Annotated in this window: 13 protein-coding genes; 9 read left to right on the top strand and 4 right to left on the bottom strand. The window is 60.9% G+C overall.

The genetic code is table 11. From position 1 onward, the window contains the following. The first annotated feature begins 538 nt into the window (after window positions 1-538). A complete protein-coding gene (locus MHN84_RS25060) occupies window positions 539-1,846 on the top strand; it encodes a hypothetical protein (protein WP_241207224.1) in 1,308 nt (435 codons plus the stop codon). A gap of 146 nt (window positions 1,847-1,992) precedes the next feature. On the opposite strand, the gene MHN84_RS25065 is transcribed toward MHN84_RS25060, so the two are convergent. Beyond that, window positions 1,993-4,071 (bottom strand): DUF262 domain-containing protein, encoded by a 2,079-nt coding sequence (locus MHN84_RS25065; RefSeq protein ID WP_241207225.1) that lies wholly within the window; start codon window positions 4,069-4,071, stop codon window positions 1,993-1,995. 108 nt (window positions 4,072-4,179) lie between these two features. Between MHN84_RS25065 and MHN84_RS25070 the strand changes: the two genes are divergently transcribed. The 3 genes from MHN84_RS25070 to MHN84_RS25080 all read left to right on the top strand — a co-directional run bounded on the left by MHN84_RS25070 (window position 4,180) and on the right by MHN84_RS25080 (window position 13,162). Further along, window positions 4,180-9,069 (top strand): DEAD/DEAH box helicase, encoded by a 4,890-nt coding sequence (locus MHN84_RS25070; RefSeq protein WP_241207226.1) that lies wholly within the window; start codon window positions 4,180-4,182, stop codon window positions 9,067-9,069. Window positions 9,070-9,401: 332 nt separating this feature from the next. Continuing rightward, window positions 9,402-10,739 (top strand): putative lipase, encoded by a 1,338-nt coding sequence (locus MHN84_RS25075; RefSeq protein WP_241207227.1) that lies wholly within the window; start codon window positions 9,402-9,404, stop codon window positions 10,737-10,739. Next, complete coding sequence (locus tag MHN84_RS25080; protein ID WP_241207228.1) at window positions 10,736-13,162, top strand: hypothetical protein; 2,427 nt, start codon at window positions 10,736-10,738, stop codon at window positions 13,160-13,162. The genes MHN84_RS25075 and MHN84_RS25080 overlap by 4 nt, the downstream gene beginning before the upstream one ends. Before the next feature lie 6 nt (window positions 13,163-13,168). Here MHN84_RS25080 and MHN84_RS25085 read toward each other — a convergent pair whose 3' ends face one another. Next, window positions 13,169-14,323, bottom strand: coding sequence for an ImmA/IrrE family metallo-endopeptidase (locus tag MHN84_RS25085; RefSeq protein WP_255730931.1), 1,155 nt, complete (start codon window positions 14,321-14,323; stop codon window positions 13,169-13,171). A gap of 1,332 nt (window positions 14,324-15,655) precedes the next feature. Here MHN84_RS25085 and MHN84_RS25090 point away from each other — a divergent pair. Together MHN84_RS25090 and MHN84_RS25095 are read left to right on the top strand one after the other, a co-directional pair. Next, window positions 15,656-16,264 carry a TetR/AcrR family transcriptional regulator gene (locus MHN84_RS25090; RefSeq protein ID WP_241207229.1) on the top strand — a complete coding sequence of 203 codons (609 nt, stop codon included), beginning with the start codon at window positions 15,656-15,658 and terminating at the stop codon, window positions 16,262-16,264. Between the two features lie 80 nt (window positions 16,265-16,344). Then, a complete protein-coding gene (locus MHN84_RS25095) occupies window positions 16,345-17,904 on the top strand; it encodes an MFS transporter (protein WP_241207230.1) in 1,560 nt (519 codons plus the stop codon). A 14-nt stretch (window positions 17,905-17,918) separates the two neighbouring features. Here MHN84_RS25095 and MHN84_RS25100 read toward each other — a convergent pair whose 3' ends face one another. Both MHN84_RS25100 and MHN84_RS25105 read right to left on the bottom strand, forming a co-directional pair. Then, complete coding sequence (locus MHN84_RS25100) at window positions 17,919-18,056, bottom strand: hypothetical protein (RefSeq protein WP_241207231.1); 138 nt, start codon at window positions 18,054-18,056, stop codon at window positions 17,919-17,921. A gap of 288 nt (window positions 18,057-18,344) precedes the next feature. Further along, window positions 18,345-18,884, bottom strand: a complete 540-nt coding sequence (locus tag MHN84_RS25105; protein WP_241207232.1) for a hypothetical protein — start codon at window positions 18,882-18,884, stop codon at window positions 18,345-18,347. Between the two features lie 136 nt (window positions 18,885-19,020). On the opposite strand from MHN84_RS25105, the gene MHN84_RS25110 reads away from it, so the two are divergent. Genes MHN84_RS25110 through MHN84_RS25120 form a run of 3 tightly spaced genes read left to right on the top strand, consistent with a single transcriptional unit; the run spans window position 19,021 to window position 21,439 of the window. Further along, window positions 19,021-19,878 (top strand): ABC transporter substrate-binding protein, encoded by an 858-nt coding sequence (locus MHN84_RS25110; RefSeq protein WP_241207233.1) that lies wholly within the window; start codon window positions 19,021-19,023, stop codon window positions 19,876-19,878. Beyond that, the gene (locus MHN84_RS25115) at window positions 19,875-20,702 is read left to right on the top strand and encodes an amino acid ABC transporter permease (protein WP_241207234.1); all 828 of its coding nucleotides are present in this window, start codon (window positions 19,875-19,877) and stop codon (window positions 20,700-20,702) included. Before MHN84_RS25110 ends, MHN84_RS25115 begins: the two co-directional genes overlap by 4 nt. Continuing rightward, window positions 20,699-21,439: an amino acid ABC transporter ATP-binding protein gene (locus MHN84_RS25120; protein WP_241207235.1), complete on the top strand. Its 741-nt coding sequence runs from the start codon at window positions 20,699-20,701 to the stop codon at window positions 21,437-21,439. The genes MHN84_RS25115 and MHN84_RS25120 overlap by 4 nt, the downstream gene beginning before the upstream one ends. Window positions 21,440-21,451: the final 12 nt, after the last annotated feature.

Raw genomic sequence — 21,451 nt, forward strand, 5'->3', positions numbered from 1 at the left:
CCAAAGCAACAAACCCGCGACCCGGTCAGACCAACCCAGGAGGCATTAAGGACGCACCTCACGTGCTGGTCCAGGAGAGGTGAAAAGCGAACAGAGCAATACCCGGCGCTACATGCCGACCAGCGTGAAGGCGTATTCACCCCGAATGAACACGACCCCTGCGCCGGTATGATCCGTCGGTTAACGACGGACGAATTCGGAATTGGCCACGTCTGCGCCCAAGTTAACAGCGACATTCCGGCGATTACGACGGTCCTCAGGGGGCTAGAACATCCCCGCAGAACAACCGACCGGATACACGCCGAAGTGGTCGTCGGCGGAGGCCCACCTTCGGTCGCTTTCACTTGCGATAGGGGCTGCTCCTAGGTCTTCGTTGTTACGCTCGTCGATGCGTCCACCTCGGGCCTTGCCCGCGGTAGTTACGAGGCTTAGGCGAGTGCCGGGGGTTGGCAAGGTGAAGCGGCTTGTAATCGGTCTTGGGGCCCTCGCTGTAAGCCTGGCGGCAGCTGGGTGCGGGGTCGGCGCCGATCAGGATTCGGTGCGATGGGACGCGCTTCCCCACACGATGGGTTGCGCATTAGACCCAGCGGATCGAGCTGCGGATCCGCCCGGATCGGCGCTTGTCCGCGAGATCACGCTGTCCCACGTCGACCCGAATCAGCTGCAGCTTGACGTCGAGTTCAACTTTCAGATTCCGCCGGAACCGGGCGTCGCTCGGAACGAGTTCGGGCCGACGGATGCCCCCGGCAGCATCCTTACCGACTACCTGATAGAGCCCCACCACGCGGACGGTGTAGTGGCGATCTCTGGCCCGCGACCAAGCATCGGACAAGGCTGGTATGCGGACGTGTCTGAGTTCGACTCTGCGAACCCCGACGTCTTGACCTCTGTCGCGACCGAGGGCCGCATTCTCACTTTGCGTCTCGACCTCAGCAACCAGCCGACCATCCTCGGCGAGGGCGAATTCAAAGCAGATGTTCAGATCGTTCAGATGGTGGCAGGACGCGTTGATTCGGTGCCGAATATCTTCCCGGTTCGCGGGCAAAATTGCGGCTGGAATGCGCCCGCTCGTGAGACACCTGAAGCTCCGATCCGGCAGCCGGTACCCCAGACCGTCAAACCGACCGTCTCTCCCGAGATACCGCCACCTCTAGCAGGCATGGACACAAGCGGCTTTCGCGAGCACCCCGGTGCCCGCTGTGAACCAGCGGATGAGCTACAGCTCGCGCAGATCACCTCAGATTCGGCCCTTGTCGTCTGCCTTCGGGGCTCCAATTACTACTACCGTGGAAGCCGCCTTAGCGACGGAGCTTCAATTGCCCTAACTGACGTCACCGAAGTTCCTCGGGGCTTCGACGCCGTCAACACCGTCGACGGAACGCGGTACCAAGTGCGTGGCGATGGGCTGACAATCATCACGGCAACACAAACCTACATCGAGCCGGCTGTTGAGCTTTGGCAGCTTGATCACACGTCGGCGCCGGCGCCCTCTGCTCAACCACAAACGCAGTACGTGATCACGCAGTCTCGGCAGGTTCGATGTGCCGTTTCCCAAGGATCTGTTGCGTGCGAACGCAACTCGGCTGACGGCTTTCCGCAGGCACCTGTCAGCACCGGCGGAGCGGCGCACTGGAATCTCGCAACCGTGGATTTTCGCGGCGCATTCGCTTGGGCCGAAGGAAACATCGGCGGGGCAGATCCGAATCAAGACGTCATGCTGGATTACGGGACGAAGGAACACTTCAACGGGTGGATCATCGAGGCAAGCGCGGACGGAACCCGCTTCACTAATGCTGCCAGCGGCCGCGGCATGTTCGTCAGTATCGAACGCGTGCACTCGTTCTGAGACCGATGTGCAGCCAGCGCTCGGCCATCCCGCCCGAGACTATGAGCTGCCCCGCTCCGGATACCCTTCCTACCTGACGTATTGCGCGAGGATGGCGAGTGACGTTTGCACGTCATATCTCGACGATCGGTCCGGCGCGAGCCGGGTCATTGCACCTCGGCCGGCACGTTGTCGAGCAGAGCTTCGAGCTCAGGAGGACCCAGGCGTTGCGCCTGCGAGGCCTTGTCATTGTCGTCGAACTCGATGCCCTCGCCGATCAGCATTTCCATCGGATCGCGGGTGTCGGCCGAATCGTGCCACTGAAATTTGAAACTGATGGACCCATCGCTGCTGAGGACACGGTAAGCGTTCGTCACCGCGGGGTCGTGTGCGATGTGATTTGCGGTCGGCTGTGCCGCCGTTCCTACGAGTTCTGCGAGGTCACCGTAGGACGTCCACGAGCCTGCCGGCAGCGCTGCAACGGCATCGTCGACCCGTGTCCAGTCGAACCCAGAGTGCGCCGTTACAACCCCCGGCACAGGGGCCGACCACAGCGCGATTGCAGCGTCGGCGAGCACCTGCGAACGCGCCTGAATCTCATCGACTCCCCACTGGGAAGCGGCGGCGAGATGCTCGTTCAGCTTGAGGTCCGAGTTCTGCAGAATCTCCTGCTTGCGCTCGAACAGCTGATTCGAAAGCTTCGAGTTCCACGCCGTCAGCGTCAGATTTCCTAGCGTGTGGCCGAGCCGCTCGAAGACCTCGCGCGGCTCGTGACCGGCATCCACCAGGTGCTTCTTCCAGCCCTCACTGAGCGTCTGCGGCATGACATGTTCGATTGAGAGCTTGGCAGAGTCGAAGTCGAGATCAACCTCGGCTCGTAAATGGGATTCCAGGCGCTGTAGAACCAACCGCTGCTGGTGGGCCCGCCCATTGGAGTAGTAGTGCACGTTGGCGATCCCGTCGCGGACACGCTCGTCGTCGGGCCACCGTTTGTCCCGTGACAGCTCTCGACGCACCGCCACGTCAATCGGCTCACCCTGGGGAAGATTGTTGATCACGGCAATGAAGAGCCGGTTCAATACGTTCGTCGGTACATCGACGACGTAGCGCCTGACGATGAAGGACTCGATCGCTTCGAGGCAGGACTCAGCTTGCGCGGTGGTGGCGCGGCCGGCATCGACTTCGGCGTAAATGTGGAGCAGCAGCGGATACGTCGTGCCGGCACCCCAGCCACGCAGGAATGCCAAGTGCCTCAGCGCCTTCTTGCTAAGTCCGAGATCCGATGCCGTGGAGTTCGGATCTGCTGGTTGCAGGAACAGCGAATAGTAGGCGCCTCTTCGCGCAAGCCGCTTGACGTGTTCTTCGAGGAAATCGAGATCCGCTGCTGACGGTTCGAGGCGGCTTCGGGCTGCTCGATAAACATCGCCCTGCTTGACGAAATCGCCCGTCGACTGAAGATCGTCCCTAACCAGCCCTTCCAGGCCCTCCACTCCTAGCGCCTTTTCGAGTGGACGCCAGTGCTGCGTATAGACCGTATTCGAGCGGGGGCCCAGCGCCATGAATAGGTAATTGCGCAACAGATCAGATTGCGTCAGCCCCACACCAGTCGCGTTGATCGACTCGAAGATCTTGTGGGGCCGCTCGCCTTCGGAAACAGTCACGAAGACGAGCGCCAACCGATCACCGATCGTCGTCGCGAGCCGTTCCGGGACAAGCTCGCCGGCTTCGCGGAGAGTGCTGATCTTGCGATGGAAGAATCGGTAGGCGTTCACGATCGCACTGTGGCCGGACACGTCGGCCGGGTCGGTCAGCACTGTCCAGTACGGAGCAGCATCTTCGTCGCCCGGCACTAGGCGTGCCCACCTGGGCGACCCCTTCGGCTCGGTGTCGTTGATTAGGTATTTCTTGTTGAGCCGGTCGAACTGGTCAGGATCGTCAAGCGCCGCGACATTCCGCAGAGCTGCGAGCGCGACGGACAATGTAGTCAGACGCTGCTGACCGTCGACGACGCGAAACTCGCGGAAGTCATGCAGCGGGTCGGCATCCTTCTCGACCGCCACGATGCTGCCGATGAAGTGCTTCGGGACCGCGCTCCCGTCCGCAAGCGCTCGGTCTTGTTCGGCGATGTCTTGCCACAGATCTTCTTGCTGACCTGTCTTCCAGCGATAGTGCCGCTGGTACAGCGGCACCTGAAACTGGCGGTCCTGCGTCATCAGATCGCGGAAGGTCCCCTCCTTGGCACGCATCTAACGCAGGATAGTCAGGCGGCGCCGTTGGATGTTGTCGGTAGCGTTTTGTGACTATGTTCTTCCCGAGAGGGCAATCTACGACGGCGTTGCCCGAAGGGGGCGGGTTTGGGGACGATTAACGACGTTATCGACGCGTTCCGTCGAGCGCCGACCAACGTCGACCGCGGCACCTTGTTTGAACAGCTCATGGTGCGCTTCTTCGAACTCGATCCGGCGCTAAACCAGCAGTACGAATCGGTCTGGCGTTGGATCGACTGGCCGGACCGTCAGGGCAAGCCCGATACCGGTATCGACCTGGTGGCACGCGAGCGCGACACAGGCAATTACACGGCAATCCAATGCAAGTTTTACGAGCCCACGCACACTCTTGCCAAGGCAGATATCGACTCGTTTTTCACCGCCTCAGGCAAGAAACCCTTCACCAACCGCGTGATCATCTCCACGACGGACAAGTGGGGAAAGAACGCTGAGGACGCCCTGGACGATCAGGCCATCCCGGTGCAGCGGATAAATCTCGCAGACATCGCCGAATCACCCATCGACTGGGACATTGCCTGGCCGCAGGACAGCCTGACCATCGAGCTGTCCCCCGCTGAACGTAAGCAACCGCGCCCACACCAGGTCGAGGCGATCGGCGCAGTGCTGGCCGGATACGCGGTCGGCAATGACCGCGGCAAGCTGATCATGGCGTGCGGCACCGGCAAAACGTTCACCGCCCTCAAGCTCGCCGAGCGCGTCGCCAGCGAAAACGGTGGCACCGCCCGCATCCTGTTCCTGGTCCCGTCTATCTCGCTATTAAGCCAGTCGCTGCGCGAGTGGACCGCCCAAACCGCACTCGACATCCGCGCATTCGCCGTGTGCTCCGACACCAAAGTTGGACGGCTGCGAAACGCCGAAGACTTCAACGTCCACGACGTCCCCATCCCTGTCACCACAAGCCCCGCCAACCTCGTCGACGCCATGGCGCACCGTAAGCGCGCTAAGGGCCTCACCGTCGTGTTCTCGACCTATCAGTCGCTGCCGACTGTCGCCGACGCGCAAACGCTGGGGTTGGACGACTTCGACCTCGCGATCTGCGATGAGGCCCACCGCACCACCGGCGTCACCTTGGCCGGCGAAGACGACTCGAACTTTGTCCGCATCCACGACAACGGCTACCTGCACGCCAACCTGCGGCTGTACATGACAGCCACTCCGCGCATCTTCAGCGACGCCGTGAAAGACAAAGCCGACCAACATTCCGCCGAGCTGGTGTCGATGGACGACGAGCTGCGCTACGGCCCGGAGTTTCACCACCTGTCCTTCGGGGATGCGGTCGAACACGGACTGCTCACCGACTACAAAGTCCTCGTGCTGACCGTCGACGAATCGGTCATGGCTGCACCCCTGCAGCAGCAGCAAGCCATCTTCGGCGAGATCCCGAACCTCGACGACGCCTCCAAAATCATCGGTTGCTGGAACGGGCTCGCAAAACGCGCAGGCGCCACCGCCGACGGAACTCCCAGCTTCACCCTCGGTGAGCCTCCGATGCAGAGAGCGGTCGCGTTCGCTAAAGACATCGCCACCTCCAAGCACATTGCCGACCTCTTTCCCCGCGTCGTCACCGCTTACCAGGAATCCCTCAACAAGCAGGAAAACGAGGGGCACCCCGTCGAGGGCACCAATCGCGACCTCGCTTGCGAGGTGCACCACGTCGACGGCACTTTCAACGCGCTGGAACGCAACGCCGAACTAGCCTGGCTCAAATCGCCAGTCGCTGAAGGCGAATGTCGCATCCTCACCAACGCTCGCTGCTTATCCGAAGGCGTGGACGTGCCGGCCCTCGATGCGGTTCTGTTCCTGCACCCGCGCAACTCCATAGTCGACGTCGTGCAATCCGTCGGGCGTGTCATGCGGCTATCCCCCGGCAAGGACTACGGCTATGTCATCCTGCCCGTCGCAGTCCCCGCGGGTGTCGACCCAGCCACCGCGCTGGCTGACAATGTGCGATTCAAAGTGGTGTGGCAGGTGCTCAATGCTTTGCGCTCTCACGACGAACGATTCGACGCGATGATCAACAGCATCGCGCTCAACCAGACCGACAAGAAGACCGGCCAGGGCAACAACCGCCTTCTTGGCGGCCACATCGGTCCGACGGCGAACGGTACTGACGGCGACACCGAAGTGCCGACGAAAGCTGTGCCAGCGCAGATGGCGCTGTTCTCGCTGTCGGAATGGCAGGAGGCCATCTACACACGCATCGTCGATAAAGTCGGCACACGCGTGTACTGGGACCAATGGGCTACCGACGTCGCAGACATCGCCCAAGCCCAAATCACAAGAATCAACGCCATACTCGATGACCCGAGCGCCGATAAAGCGGTCATCGAGCAGTTCGATTGGTTTCTAAAAGGGTTGCGTGACAATCTCAATGACTCCGTTACCCGCTCGGATGCAATCAGCATGCTGTCACAACATCTGATCACGAAGCCGGTGTTCGACGCGTTGTTTGCCGGCCACGACTTCGCCATCCATAACCCTGTCTCCAAGGTGATGCAGGCGATGGTCGATGCTCTCGACGGCACGGGCCTCGAATCCGAGACTGCCCGCCTCGACAAGTTCTACGACTCAGTGCGATTACGCGCCGAACAGGTTGTCAGCGCTGACGGTAAACAGCACCTGATAGCCGACCTCTACGAAAAGTTCTTCCGAACCGCATTCAAGAAGCAGTCCGATGCTCTCGGCATCGTCTATACCCCGGTGGAAGTAGTCGACTTCATCCTCCGAGCCGCCGACCACGCCAGCCGCGCCCATCTCGGAAAAGGCTTGACGGACGAAGGCGTGCACATCCTTGACGGCTTCACCGGCACAGGCACCTTCCTGACCCGATTACTGCAATCCGGGCTCATCACTCGTGGCGATCTGAAACGCAAGTACTCAGAAGAGCTTCACGCCAACGAGATCATGCTGCTCGCGTATTACATCGCCGCGGTGAACATCGAAACTACGTATCACGCTCTGACCGGCAAGACCACCGGCGCCGATGATTACGAGCCATTTCCCGGCATCGTCTTGGCCGATACCTTCCAGATCCACGAAGCCGACGACACACTCGACGCAGAGGTCTTCGCGGCGAACAACGAACGAATTGCCGCAGAGATAGCGACTCCAATTGGCGTCATCATTGGCAACCCGCCCTACAGCGTCGGACAGACCAGTGCCAACGATCTCAACGCCAACAACAGATACCCCACCCTGGACCGCCGCATTGAAGCTACCTATGCAAGGCGCTCAACGGCGCGCAGCCAACGGACGCTCTACGACTCCTACATCCGCGCTCTCCGTTGGGCTACAGACAGGATTGGCGACATCGGCGTTGTGGCCTTCGTGTCCAACGGTGGCTGGATCGACGGCAACACCGCAGACGGCATACGCCTAACCCTCGCTGAGGACTACAGCCATATCTACGTGTACAACCTGCGCGGCAATCAACGCACCGCGGGAGAACTGTCACGCAGAGAAGGCGGCAAGGTCTTCGGCGGGGGCAGCCGAAACACCGTAGCCATCCTGATAGGAGTAAAGGCCCCTGCCCACGCAGGCTCTTGCCAGATTCACTACCGCGATGTTGGCGAGTATCTCAGTCGCGAGCAGAAGCTTCGGATTGTCTCCGACAGCACTCTCGACAGTCCCGAGTGGAGGGATATTGTCCCTAGCGAGGAGGGTGACTGGATTAACCAACGCAACTCAGCGTTTGGTTCATGGCCGGCGCTCGGACGAAAGAAGGGCGACGATTCAAGTCTGCCAAGCGTATTCGCCACCTATTCCCTCGGCCTCGCAACGGGCAGAGATGCCTGGTGCTACAACTTCTCCAAGAGCAAACTCGAGACGCAAGTCAAGACGATGATCGGGACCTATGAGGATGCCCGCACGGACTTCTCCACGTTAGCCGCGGACTCCACGAAGCGAATTGAAGATGCGGTGAACATATTCCTCGATACCCACCCGCAGCATATGCGTCTGGACCGAATCAGCTGGAACCGCAACGCAAAACAAGACCTCGTTAAGAACCGTGAGTATCGCTACGTGGATTCCGCAGTTACACCTGCGATGTACAGGCCGTTCACCAAGCAGTACTGCTACTTCCACCGGGATATGAACGCAATGCTGTATCAGCTGCCCGCCTTATTCCCCACCCCAAGGCATAAGAATGTCGGGATAGTTCTTACAGGCCCGGCATCACACTTCGAGTTCACGCCATTCATCACCTCTGAGCTACCCAATCTGCATCTGCTTGACACCGCTCAGTTCTTCACCCGCTGGAGGTACCAGAAGGCTGACGAGGGAACGCTGGACTTATCCGAAAATGGTGACGTCGATGAACACGGCTACCGTCGCCTCGACAACATCACCGACCAGATACTCGTGTGGTACCGGGACGCAATCCGAGCCCCGGTCGAAAAAGATGACATCTTTTACTACGTCTACGGCATCCTGCACGACCCTGCGTACCGATCCCGCTACGCCGCTGACTTGAAGAAGATGCTTCCGCACGTGCCTACACCGAACGGTGCTGAACGTTTCAAGTTCGTTGCCGACATCGGCCGCAAGCTTGCGCAGCTTCATCTCAATTACGAACAGTCAGAGCCTTATCCGCTGGAAGTGAACCTCAAATCGGGAACCGATCCCAAAGATCGCGAAACATGGAGAATCGCAAAGATGCGCTGGCGTTCGAAGACCGACAAATCAGCGATTCTGTACAACGGCCGCATCACCATCGCTGGTATCCCCGACACCGCGCACGAGTACATCCTCGGCTCGCGCACCGCACTTGAATGGCTTATCGATCGCTACCAAGTCAAGACTGACAAAGCGTCCGGCATCGTCAACGACCCCAACGACTGGTGTGACGAGCACAACGACCCGACCTATATCGTTAACCTCATCAAGAGGGTTACGACCGTCAGTGTGGAAACGGCCAAGCTAGTCACACTCTTGGCCGAGGCTCCTGATGAGTAAACGAATCGAGCAGTCCCTGCGCGAAAGGGAGCGGTCGACCGTCAATTTCATCCACCGCGCAGACCGAATCACCGCCGCGACCCGGTGCGGTTCTAGCGTGTCTAATCAGGACAAGAATTAGCGCATGGGCACACACTTGCGACATTGCGCGCCGCGAAGCAATGGGCACGACGCGCCTGAACATTCAATAGAATGCGATCATCCCCATCAAAGGAACTAGGTTTGTACGATAATACCGCCTGCCCATGCCCCCAGTCCTAAATCGCTCGCCCGTGTATTACAACGACTGCCCACAGTCGTCGTTCTCACGATGCGATTTCGACGAGTCGGGCATGAACCTTCACCGGAATCCCGGCCGTCCTGGACAAACGCTTGCTATATTTGTCCATGGATTTGACGGTGACGGCTATGGAACATGGCTAGACTTTCCCAAGTACATATTTAACGGCACTCCCGACGGCACAGCAATCGACGTCGCAATATTTAGGTACGACACGGGACATATCGCTGCACTGAAACGAAAGGTCAATCTTCCAGTCGCAGCCGAACGTCTCGCGGAGTCTATTCGAGAGCTTTCGGCAACTTATAGCTCGATCTATTTTGTCTGCCACAGTCTCGGTGGGTTATTGGCGCATGTCGCGATCGAAAACTATCTAAATCAACACACATACAACCACAAGACGTTCAGCACGATAATTGGAGGCATGTTCCTTCTCGGCAGCCCTCGCGCCGGCAATTGGATGGCTTTGCCACTATTGACCTGGTTCTACCGCGAATTCAAGTGGTTGGCCCGATTCTCAGAGAGAATCACGTCCACTGAGAAATTCTTCACTAATAACGTCGAAAGCGAAGCAGTTGCAGATCCGGGTCGTAAGCCGTTCTTGATTCCTCGATTTGTGTGCATGGGCAATGCCGATGCTGTTGCAGAAGAATTCAGCGTGACCTACGGGATGCCGGCTGATCGAATCTACTACCCAGATCTAGACCATGGGCAGTTGCCAAAACCTACTTCCGCCACCTCGCTACAAGTTACATGGCTATGTCGCGAGAAAAGGCGTATCGATCAATTGCGGGCGCAATGGTTCCGGGGCCGCGCACATGCAGCAACACACTCAGCCGAGAAATCGAAACGTCGTGCCCTGTTTTTCGCTGAATTGTGGACCGACACGAGTGGTTTCGAATATCGAACTATATACGATCAGGCTCGACATGAAGTCGCTCTCGAGCATAGTAGCGACCGGACTGAGGTGGCGATTCACGATAAAGGTCAACTTGCCGAGGATGCTGCTGGGATTGACCTGCTGATTTCTGTCCACAGTACTCAACGCGTGCTCGCGACGCCGGAGTCCGAGCACAAAATTGTATTAGAAGCGCAACGACGCCACCAGCAAGAGAACAGCCTAACCGTCGCGATGGCGCCAGTCGGCAGAGATTGTGCGCAAGCTTGCACAAAGATGGAGGCCTGGCTGGCCCCCAACCGCCCGTACCGGCGGTTCTACATTGAAGGGGCATCAGGTTCTGTTCAGCTCAAGTTGCTCATGCGAAAATGGTTGGACTCAATTCTTACTGAATCAATGAATTTCGCTAATTTTCAAGAGACCTCACTGGGCGATATTCTCCAGCCGCCGTCGCCTTACAGGCGCCTTGCTGATATCGAGGAATACAGATGAAGCTGGAATGGCTAGCCGCGGTTCTCCGGCCCCACGATATAGCCGCTCATCCAAACTTTCCAGTTCCGGAATATGACCGTCAACCACACGTAATTCTCGCGACCGCTATCCTGGGCAGGTCTACAGCTCGGTGGCCATCGACGACGGCAAAGATTGAAACCGAACCTTCGCACAAAGACTCTGAAACCCTAGGCGCCGAACTCGCGTTAAAGACGTTCGCCGACTCTACGCTACGCGCAGCGACGACGGATCTGTTCGGGTTGTTGGTGGAAGAAGATCTAGACCTCGGCGTACGCTGCGCTTTGACCTTAGTCGCCGCATCTGCCCTGGCCGAGCTCGAAGAGCGCGAATCCGTCGAGAAGATTCTGGCTCTCGGCCTAGATGCAACAGCCGCAAACGCGGATTTATCGCATAAACTGGTGCGCATCTGTTTACTGCAGCAATTAAGCCTTCGAAGGCGTGATTGGGGATCAAAGGACACGCGGCTGAGCAGTGAAGCGAACTCACTACTTGCCGAGGTTCGACCAGAAGCCGTTCCAGCTTTCAGCGTCGGGAAAGGCAGCACAACTGACTCGGGCGTCACCATCCGCAGAATTTGTGAGGCGCTTCAGTATGCGATTTGGTCAACTATTCCCAACACATTTACACCGTCTGAGCTGGGGAACGAGGACGCAATAGATTGGCGATCCATTGTGCAGCATGGGCGGTCCGAAGAAATACTGATTATTCACCGCACAGAAGCAGAGCAGTACGAACGTTTCGTGGAGTCGCAGTTTCGCCGGCTTTACAGCGACAGATCCATTAGGTTCGGAAACACTAGTTCCGACCTATTCTACGTGAATCTTCGCAATGAATTGTACGGATCGGGAGCAGTGTACGAGTCGCGGCAAAATCTAGCTGTTCTTAGACTAGTTGAAGCGGAACTAAGCGAGACTGGCACAAACTATGCTGACTGCTTAAGGCTGCTGCGTTACGGGCGGCATAGCGATCACTTGATGCTCGCACTCGACCGAGTGAGATTAGGCGGCCCGTTAGCCGCCCTTAGCGCCGATGCCCGCCAGGTCATCGCCCGAAGATTAACGCCCGGTCACGTTCGTAGCTCTGATCTTTCTGTACTTCGGGCTGCGGCCGATCTCCTATCAGAACCTGAGGCTGCCCGCGCGCTGTCTGCTGTCTTGGGTCTAATTGATGCAGGTAGCCCAACAAACGATCCGGGGAGATGGTCAGCCCACTTCGCTCGGTTGGAACGCAGCTGGCTTACTGTCGCATCGCTGGCGAATGCTGCGGATGAAACCGACGAGACGGTACGAAAACTCTTGAGCGATGTTCGGCAGGCCAGCACGGATCTCAACGGTGAGAACTACGACCAATCAGTAGATCTCGCCTACGCCAAAGCGTTCCAGAGTATCGAGGTCGGTGATGACTGGCGCGAATCAGAAGGCGGTGCCGATTGGGCCGCGTGGATCGAAGATGCCGATCTCTGGACATACACACGAGACGTCGCCCGTCAGAAGTTGGGCGTTCAGTTCGTGGCAGAAGGTCAGACGGTTTCGAACGTCACTGGGGCTGGTGAGGTAATCGGCGACGCACTTTCTGGCCACCGCGTTCCACCAGAACAATTGAACGCGGCAGCAGATATTGTGGTCGCCGAGATCATTGATCTGCAATTGGCGAATCAGAAGGGCAGGTTCCCGGGAGGTGGCCTGGATCCGGCTCAACTCGCGGTGGATCTCATACGCCTGGGAATCACCCGTGTCTGGGCTCCGTTCCTCGCGTTCCTTCTGGACCCCAGAGTCTCGAGGAAGTACAAGACCCGCGCGATTGATCGAGTTTTGACCTCCGGTATCGAGCTCCCGGCGGAACACACGGATACCGTCGTTGAGGGCCTCGACAGCCTTCTGACCGCACGGGATGCAATGCCGGTAGAAGCAGATTCGATCCGCCCATATCCTGCTGGTGTCCGGCTGGCTGGATCATGGCAACTCGTCCAGGAACCCGAGCTTATGGGCATGTTGACGAGTCTCGCTGGCATGAACTCAACACGAGCTCGCATCGAAGCAGCAAAATGCCTATCGATGCTGGCCGCAAGGGCTGATTATTTGTGGCTGACACCACTAGCTCTTCAATCTAGCTATCAGCAAAACGCAGAAATGCAGGGCTATGCCGCGAACGCCCTGGCCCTGCTGTCAAATCCAGTTTCCGCTGGGTCTGAGCCTTGCGTTCTCCGGCTAATTGATCTGATTCATTCCGACGGAATGATAGCGCCGCTCTTAGCAATCCGGGGTCTGGCAAACGGGTCCCTTAGAGTTGACCCTCGGCTGGTGTCTGCTGTGGAGCATGTTTCGGGCGCTCATCCGTCGCGGCGAGTCAGAGACGAAGCAGGTGAACTCATTTCGCGTCTACGAGGGCCAGCGAACTCTTGAATCGCGTCAGTCGTGGACTGCAAGTGTCGAATCTGGCCGAACACTCGGGCGGTTGTCCGTGGCTGCCGCAACAACCAGCTCAAGCTGCTGCTGTGACACGGCGGCATGCCGTGCCAGGTCTTCTTTTGTAGTACCGTTCTCGGCCAATAGCGCAACCGCGGCACCAAGTAGAGACGGCGACTCCGGAGGACCGAGCGGGCCGGGTTCAGGTGTCCCCCAGCTTGATAGAGCAACATTGGCGCGCTTGTACGCAGACTCGGAGAACAATCCAAGACTGTGAGCCCTATAAACGAGAGCGCGCAGACTGATACCCCAGCGTCGTTTAGCCGCATGCAGCATGTCCCAGTTGAGGGTACGGGGAAGGTCGTCGATGACCTCATCAGCAGGTGCCAGAAACGCGGAGGCAAAGTCCTGCGCTTGGTTCTCAATCACTTTCGAGCCCGGTTCCGCATCTGGATGCAGCAGCAGGTGCCCGAGTTCGTGAGCACAATCAAATCGGCTTCGGGCTTTGTCATCCTTCATCGAAGAGAGCAGCACGACCGGACGCTCAGTCGCGGTCGTCGAAAATGCGTCCACGCGCCTGTCAAATTGGTCTCCCGGATAGCGGAGAACTAGGACTCCTCTTGCTTCGAGGAGTCGGACCACATGGGGAATCGGCCCCTCAGTGATCCCTAGCATCTGCCGGGCTTCCGCTGCGGCACGTTCGATGTCGGCTTGGGATACTTCGCCGAAGTAACCCTTCAACGACGGCAAGCTCGGCGGCGGAAGATCAACGAAGTCCTCTACGGCGGTGAGAACTTCTAACGCGAGTTCCGCGTGCGCGAGAGCCTGATCGCGACTGATGGCCGGCGTAGCACGAAGCGAGCGGAAATGCGCCGACGCAGCGGGTATCGACTGATCGCCCACACTGCGCATCAGGAACTCGCGTGGTAGCCCTAACCGAAGTGCTAGTTCGGCGGCCACGGCGGTTGTCGGCCGGTACTGCTCTCGTTCAAGCTGCGTGATAGCAGTGGGAGATATGTCGACTAATGCCGCAAGTTCAGCACGGGACATGCGAGCCATACGACGCGCGATGGATAGGCGTGCTCCGCTGAACGTCGCGACGGAGCCGCTACCCCGACGTCGGCGCGCAGCCTGAACCGCATCACTTGAATCGCTCATTCCCCTGCCGTCTTAGGCTTCGGCTTCAGGCGAATCTCCGGCTGAGGAAGCGGCCTTCGTTCGAATGTGTCTGGATCCGGCCCCGTTGGTGGCCGAGTACGGTCGGTCCGCATACCTCCGCCGCCTGCCTGATGCCACCAAACACGTTGCACTGCGAGCCAAGGGTTGTCATGGCTTAGCGTAGGTAGACCTATCCAGCCTGCGGTGTCTGGGTTAGATGAACCGCCGGCCCAGACCAAGACGACGTCACATAGGGCTCTCGGGTCACCTTCTGGAGGGAAGACACCATCGAAAAGAGTCCCGCTGCCAATTTGATATGGGTTGTAGCGTGTCCGGTTGTTACGGGCTGCAGCCTTCCGCACGTCACTCTCGCCAGCCCACTCAAATTCTGCCCACTCGGGTTCCGCGAGAGTGACCATTGGTTTCGCCTTCATTACTCGAAGACTGACGCCGCCGGACTCAATAAGAAGAGAATCATTCGGTGCCGTGACATGCGCTCGTGGATCGAGTTTGCCGTCGCCCATATGAGACCAGCGCTCACGGAGTGCGAGTTCGCGAATGTTCTCGGCCGCCGTCACGCCCAACGAACGAGGCGTGTCACCCAGTTCACTAGGCTCGTAGCGAGCGGTGTTGGCTCGCCATACTCGTGCAACTGTGGACTCAAGCACTTCAATCACGCGGGTTTCCCGCAGCTGTTCAACTATGACATCAAGACGATTCGCAGCCGCCCGGTCCCATCGATCCATGCAATTAGTGAAGCACACATGGCCTGAATCCGCGAGAAATGAAGTACTGCATGTCGCCGCAGAGTTGCGGTTGAACCTTCGTTTCCATCCTGCTCAGGTCTGCTTGCTCCGTCCTCCGGTCCGCAGTAGGTCCGCAGCACTCCACACTGAGGCAAGCAGCACCCAACGCAACCAACGCCGCTCACATGCGACGTCGCCCGCGAGCCAACACAACCGTCTCACTCAAACTCCCAGGTCTCGTGGTTCGGGACGAAGAAGTCGCCGACACACGATCTTCCGGAGCCTCAGGGCCGCTTCCGCGACGCCACTCCCCATGCAGCCGACCTGAGAGCCGTTTGCCGTACCGCAGTAGATACCGCAGTGCCTTCGTTCGGAGTCAACACCAGCCAACGCAGCCAACACCGTATCCGCAGCTAGAGATATTTCTTCCTACTGCTACCGGAGCTAGCAAACACAGCAAACGCCCAGTTCAGAGGATTTTAAGTCCGCTGCCTCTGCCAATTGGGCTATGGGGGCGTGCGTCTTCAGAACATACTTGAGGCCGCCTTGGCCCTGATGTCGCGCACCCGATGTAAGACTGGTCAACATGGCGGCGAGCTCCTATCACCACGGCAATCTGCGACAAGCGCTGCTCGAGCAGGCCGTCGAACTCGCTCGCACCGGCGGCCCCGATGCCGTGGTCATGCGCGACGTCCAGCGCGCCGTCGGCGTGAGTAATGCTGCGGCATATCGGCATTACTCCGATCGCCACGCACTTCTAAACGCCGTCAAAGAGCACGCGATGGGCCTTCTCGGCGACCAGATGCTCGAGGCGCTCTCCCACGTCCCCAACCGTGGCCCCCGTGGCCCCCGCGCCCTGGCACGCCTCCGCGCCACCGGTCAGGCCTATGTCGATTTTGCACTCGCCGAACCCGGCCTGTTCCGTGCCGCGTTCTCCCCCGGCGAGTCGACTTCCGACGACGCCACTCTGTCGAGTCGTCACCCCTTCCGCATCCTCAGCGGCTGCATTGACGACCTGGTGACCGCCGGCCTCCTCGACGAGCGCAACCGCGACGGGCTGGACGAAGCCGCCTGGGCTTCGGTCCACGGGCTTTCGGTCCTCTACCTCGAGGGCCCCCTGGCGACGACCGACGACGCGCGCAGAAAGGTGATCACCGACCGCCTGCTCAAGGTCATCGGCGCGGGCATCCGCTAGCCACCCAATATGTTGACAGCGATAACTTCAACTGTCATGCTCGACGAAGTTATCAGCGTCAACATAAGGCGGTTCCTCCCGTGGCCTCACACACGCTCGACCGATCCGCAACCGGCAGCATCGCGCCCCTGGCGAAACGACCCGGAGCAGTACTGGCCGTTGTCCTCGTCGCCGCCCTGGCGATCAACGTCGAAACCACCATCGTCAATGTCGCTCTGCCCACGCTGAATTCGTCGCTCGATGCCTCGACCCGTGGACTGCAGTGGATCGTCGATGCCTACAACCTGGCATTCGCCGCACTGGTCCTCGCGGGCGGCACCATCGGCGACAAGTTCGGCCGGCGCCGCACGCTCATCGCCGGCCTCGTCCTGTTCGCGGCAGCCAGCGTCGGCGCGGCGCTGTGCACCACCACCGGCGAGCTCATCGCGATGCGGGTGGTGATGGGTGTGGCCTCCGCGATGATCTATCCGACCACGCTGGCGATCATCACCGACACCTTCCGCGATCCCCGCCAACGCGCGGCGGCGATCGGATTGTGGGGTGCGGTCACCGGCCTCGGCGTGGCCATCGGCCCGATCCTCGGCGGCGCTCTGCTCGAGGTGTTCTGGTGGGGCAGCCTGTTCCTCGCGCTCGCCCCGATCGCGCTGGCCGCAGCCGTCGCCGCGCCCGTGCTGATTCCCGCCGCGAAGGCCGACACGCAGTCACGCCTCGATCGCGGCGGGCTGCTGCTGTCCGTGGTCATGCTCGCCGCGCTGGTCTACACGATCATCGAGGCACCGGAGCGGGGGTGGACGTCGCTTCCGACCCTCGCCGGCTTCGCGGTGACGCTCGTCGCGGGCATCTGGTTCGCAGTCTGGGAGCGCCGCCAGCGTGACCCCCTCATCGACATCAGCCTCTTCGCCAACCTGCGTTTCAGCGCAGCCAGCGGAGCCGTCACCGTGGCGTTCTTCGCACTGTTCGGTTTCATCTTCCTGATCACCCAGTTCATGCAACTGCTGCAGGAGTTCGGCCCCCTGGAGACCGGCGTTCGCATTCTCCCGGTCGCGCTGTCCATCGCCATCGGGTCAGTGCTCGGCACCCGGCTCGCCGTCGGCCGTATCGGCACGAAAGTCATTGTGGCGCTGGGCTTGATCCTGATGGCCGCGGCGTTCGCCTGGGTGAGCGTGATCGACGTCAGCGTGACCTATCCGGTGATGGCGGCCCAGATGGTTCTTCTCGGCGGCGGGCTCGGACTGACGAGTGCCCCGGCGACCGATTCCATCATGGGCGTCGTGCGTCCCGAGCAGGCCGGCGCCGGCTCGGCCGTCAACGACGCCACCCGTCAGGTGGGAGGCACGCTCGGAGTCGCCGTGCTCGGCAGCATCTTCTCGACGCTCTATCTCACCCGCCTGAATGATGCAGCGGCCGTGCAGATCTTGCCGGAGCCCGCCCGCGCGGTCGCTGGCGAAGGGCTGGCGCAGGGGCTCGCTGTCGCGGCGCAGTCCCCCGCGGCGATCGCCGGCTCCGTGCGTACTGCCGTGGGCGATGCGTTCCTGTCCGGCATGAGCGCGGGGTGCCTCACGGCAGCCGGGGTGTGCCTCGCGGGCGCGTTCTTCGTGCTTCTCGCTCTCCCCTCGCACCCGCTGCAGAAACAGTCCTGAGCCTTCTGCGGGCGTCACAGGCGGGGTAACGAGTCTGGTCGAACGTACTCGTCGAGCGACAGCACCAAGGTGCTTACCGGCTGGGAGTTATCGACGTAGTGACGACCCGGGCGACGACCATCATCAGCGAGCGATTTCAGTGCGTCGATCATCTCGACGACCTTGGTCTGGTCCAGGCTCCAGTCAACGTGTAAGCGTTGCAGGTCAACCGTGGATTGGCCGTGCGAATCGTGAACCGGTGACCGAAGGTGCCCAAACTCGAGTTCCCAACTTTCCTTTGTTTTGAAAGGCACTTCAGGGCAGAGGTGAATTCTGCAATTCCATCAACGTCCACGGCCAGCAACACAACGTCGTCGCCCAGCATGAAGTCCTCGGCGAGTTCGACGCGAATAATGCTCATGTGTCTCCATCGGAAACCCTCCGACACGCGCCCACGACCGTCACCAAGGATTCCTGGTCCCGGGCGGAAGTGGTCCGTTGGGGTCGGCGTAACGGCGGGGTTCCACAACAGGCGGAGGTGTGTGGTCGATCCACGCCGGGTCGACTGGTGGTGGCGTATAGCGATGCTCTTCAGGAAGTTTGGAGAGCTCCTGCGGTAGACCATCCCGCACATCACCCCGCCACCAGATAAGTCCTGGGTTCTCACCCGGCTCCGGGAACGCTGCGCCGGGCCAGTCCTCTTCAAGATCCAGCAGGTAGTAGTACCGCGCGGGGTCGTCGGCCCGATCCCAACCCGACATGTTGATCAATGAGCTGCGCGTATCGCGGACCAATCCCCAGTGACGAACGGACGGTGGCGCAACAAAGACGACGTACATAGCCGTGGCCTCGGTCCATGCATGCGTCACCGAGAACGTGAATCGACCCGGCCGTGGGTAAGCGGCGGCGTTGGCGTTACCCACTTCAATGAAGTGCAGCAGATCGCCGAGGATTCTGGCCGCTGCGGCTCGGTCCACGTCGCTGACCAGCTTGTCCTTCACGCCGGCTCCTGTATCGCTAGATCATCCTGCACACGAACAAGCAGGTGGCTCGGATTGTAGGTCCACCTTGCCGCCGATCCGATCACCTCGCTCCGATCCGTGGCGTCGGGCGGCCGGATGCGCGATGATGCCGCGCATGCATCGCCTCACTGGTGTCCTCTGCGCGCTCACCCTCGTCCCCGCGGCCATGACCGCCTGCGCCCCGGCCGACGAGCAGCCGGCCGCGTCGTCGTCTGCCTCGGCCAGCGCCGACACCTGCACCAAAGACAACCTCACGACGCTCACGCCAGGCACCTTCACCTTCGCCACCGACCAACCGGCCTACGCCCCCTGGTTCGACAACGACGATCCATCCAACGGCAAGGGTTTCGAGTCCGCCGTCGCCTACGCCGTCGCCGACGAACTCGGCTACGCGAAAGAGAACGTCACCTGGATTCGCGTCCCCTTCAACGCCGCGATCGCTCCCGGCCCCAAGCAATTCGACGCCGACCTCAACGAGTTCTCCATCACCGACGAACGCAAGCAGGCCGTCGACTTCTCCTCCCCCTACTACGACGTCACCCAGACCGTCGTCGCGCTGAAGTCCTCCCCCGCAGCCAAGGTCACCACCGTCGACGGCCTCAAAGGCCTCAAGCTCGGCGCGCAGGTGGGCTCCACCAGCTACACCGCCGCCCAGAAGATCGACCCCGGCGTCGCGGTGTTCAACAACAACGACGACGCCAAAGCCGCGCTCGCCAACGGCCAGATCGACGGCCTCGTCGTCGATCTGCCCACCGCGTTCCAGATCCAGGCCGAACTCACCGACGGCACGATCGTCGGGCAGCTGCCCGCCGGCACGGACAAGCCCGAACAGTTCGGCATCGTTCTCGACAAGGGCAGCCCGTTGACGGCCTGCGTCTCCCGCGCCGTCGATCAACTCCGCGATCGCGGCGAGCTCGCCGAGCTGCAGAAGACCTGGCTCGCCCAGGCGGGGAACGCACCGGTCCTGTCGTGACCACGGTCGGCATCGACCGCGTCGCCTACCGGCAGGCGCGGGCACGCCGCTCCACGCTCGTGGCGCTGCTGTCCACGGTCGTGTTCGCCGCGGTCCTGCTGTTCGCGGTGACCTCGGCACCGGGTTGGCCCCGGGTGCGCGACTCGTTCTTCAACCTGCGGATCGGCTGGGAGAGCCTGCCGGCGCTGCTGTCGGGGCTCTGGCTGAACATCCGCGTGCTCATCGTCTGCCAGATCCTCGTCCTCGTCGTCGGCCTCACCCTCGCCGCACTGCGCACTCTGCGCGGACCAGTCTGGTTTCCCCTGCGCGCGGTGGCCACCGGTTACGTCGACCTGTTCCGCGGCCTCCCGCTGCTCATCTGTCTCTATCTCGTCGGGTTCGGGCTGCCGGGTCTGCGCCTCACTGGCCTGCCGACCAGCCCCGTGATCCTCGGCGGCCTCGCCCTTGTCCTGGTCTACTCGGCCTACGTCGCCGAGGTCCTTCGCGCCGGCATCGAATCCGTGCACCCGTCGCAGTTCGCCGCCGCACGCTCCCTCGGACTGACGTACCGCCAGACCATGCGCCTGGTGGTGCTGCCCCAGGCCACCCGCCGCGTGACCCCGGCGCTGCTGAATGACTTTGTCGCGCTGCAGAAGGACTGTGGGCTGATCTCGGTGCTCGGCGCTGTCGACGCCGTGCGCGCCGCACAGATCCAGTCCGCGACCACCTACAACTTCACTCCGTACGTGGTGGCCGGTCTGCTCTTCGTGGCGCTCGCGGTGCCGTCGGCCCGGCTCGCCGACTGGGTCGCGCGTCGATCCGCGATGCGGCAGGGCGCGCTGTGACGCCGCTGCTGCAGGTGCAGGGCCTGGTCAAGACGTATCACGACCGGACCGTGCTGGCGGGGGTCGATCTGGACGTCGCCGAGCACGAGGTGGTGGTGTTGATCGGCGCGTCCGGCTCGGGCAAGTCGACGCTGCTGCGGTGCATCGATCTGCTGGAAGAGATCGACGACGGTCGAATCTTGTTGAGTGGGCGCGACATCAGCGATCCCCGCATCGACGCCGAAGAAGCCCGCCAGGCCATCGGCATGGTGTTCCAATCGTTCAACCTGTTTCCGCACATGACCGCGTTGGGCAACGTCGCCCTCGCCCCGCGGGTCGTGCACCGCCACAGCCGCGGTGACGCAGAGCAGCGCGCTCGCGCTCTGCTCGCCCGGGTCGGCATGCAATCACATGCCGACTCCTATCCGGACAAGCTGTCCGGCGGCCAACAGCAACGAGTGGCCATCGCACGCGCCCTGGCCTATGACCCGAAACTCCTGCTGCTCGACGAGATCACAAGTGCTCTGGACCCCGAACTGGTCGGCGACGTACTCACTCTCGTCGGCGAGCTCGCTGCGGCAGGGGCGACGATCGTGATGGCCACCCACGAGATGGCGTTCGCCCGCGACGTCGCCGATACGGTCCACTTCCTCGAGGGTGGCCGGATCGTCGAATCCGGCTCGGCCGCCGAAGTTCTCGACACACCGCAAGAGGAGCGGACGCGACAGTTCCTGCGGCGCTTCACCTCCGGCCGCTGAGCCCTCAGCGCG

Origin of the sequence: Mycobacterium sp. PSTR-4-N (assembly GCF_022348085.1) — a bacterium.
GTDB lineage: Bacteria > Actinomycetota > Actinomycetes > Mycobacteriales > Mycobacteriaceae > Mycobacterium.